This is a genomic window from Bacillus sp. JJ783, assembly GCF_036963225.1.
Classification (GTDB): Bacteria; Bacillota; Bacilli; order Bacillales; family Bacillaceae_G; genus Bacillus_A; species Bacillus_A cereus_U.
The window spans coordinates 289-1,031 of the sequence record NZ_JBALMG010000263.1 but is presented as its reverse complement, the minus strand read 5'-3'; the positions used below and the strand labels follow the sequence as shown (position 1 = coordinate 1,031).

Sequence of the window (743 nt, the reverse complement as noted above, 5' to 3'; positions counted from 1 at the left end):
ATAAAGAACCGGTAGCGGTTCTTTATTTTGCACATTTTCATTTTTTATCTATGTAGAAATATTTAAGTATAGAAAAGGCTTAGCTATAAAAATTAAAACATTTACTTTCTACATAAACTAATCCCGCAACCAACTAGGAAATCAAAATCTAACCGTTGCCTTCGTTAGTCAAGTAACCGTAATTAAAACTAGCTCCCTGTTTACTTATTATTGAGTAATAAGAATACTTAAGTAGTTTGAAGTAAATATTATAACTGTTACAAATCAAAAGGGGGTCATTATAATGAACAAACAAAGAGCACAAGAGATTGCCGCTTCACCAGTCATGGCTAATGTAACGTATAATAGAGTTCCAATTTATATTCAAAATGTGGCTGAAAATAATGAAACAGCTAGAATTTATCCTCTTAATGAACCCAAGAATGAACAAGAAATTCCTTTATCCAACTTAATAGAACATTAATTGGTTACATGTTACCTCAATAAATAATTACTCAAACATACAAGCACTACTTACAATGGTATTTGTATGTTTGAGTAATCTTATTTTCTATTTTCTTCTAGCTAATTAGGTTAATAAGGATAAAAAACATTTTTGATTGGTGGTTACAATCCTCTTTAATAAAGCAGCAAAAAAAACTACCAAATTTATGGTAGCATTTACTAAATAAATGACTTATTTAAATTAGTGATAACAATGTACCTCCAACGGCACCAGTAAAAATGTAAAAACATGCCTCGCT

The 743-nt window shown here is 29.3% G+C and carries 1 protein-coding gene; it reads left to right on the top strand.

Annotated features, from left to right (window positions below; genetic code table 11):
• Positions 1-283 precede the first annotated feature (283 nt).
• Positions 284-463, top strand: a complete 180-nt coding sequence (locus V7038_RS29420) for a small acid-soluble spore protein H (protein ID WP_335696090.1) — start codon at positions 284-286, stop codon at positions 461-463.
• The last annotated feature ends 280 nt before the right edge of the window (positions 464-743 follow it).

Excerpts from the sequence above, each read along its gene's own strand:
- V7038_RS29420 (WP_335696090.1), top strand. The coding sequence starts at position 284 with ATGAACAAACAAAGAGCACAAGAGATTGCCGCTTCACCAGTCATGGCT.